The sequence below is a fragment of the Bacillus sp. SIMBA_005 genome (genome assembly GCF_046535585.1).
GTDB classification, from domain to species: domain Bacteria; phylum Bacillota; class Bacilli; order Bacillales; family Bacillaceae; genus Bacillus; species Bacillus pumilus.
In genome coordinates, this window is record NZ_JAWRWI010000820.1 from 1 (window position 1) to 252 (window position 252).

A 252-nucleotide genomic window follows, 5' to 3' on the forward strand; every position below is an offset into this window, starting at 1 on the left:
CTTGCGCACGAGCGCGCCGGCCTCCATGGAGGTGTGAATCTCGTCTCCCGAACGGTCAAGGAAGCCCGTGTTGATGAAGGCGAGACGCTCGGTAGCCTCGGCGATCGAGGCCTTAAGGTTCACCGAGGTGCGGCGCTCTTCATCCATGAGGCCGAGCTTGAGGGTATTCTTCGGCAGACCGATGAGTTCTTCGACGCGACGGAACAGCTCGACGGTGAGCGCAACTTCTTCGGGGCCGTGCATCTTCGGCTT

The 252-nt window shown here is 61.5% G+C and carries 1 pseudogene; it reads right to left on the minus strand.

Annotated features, from left to right (window positions below):
* Positions 1–252, minus strand: a pseudogene (locus SB660_RS22360) (malate synthase G); the annotation flags it as partial.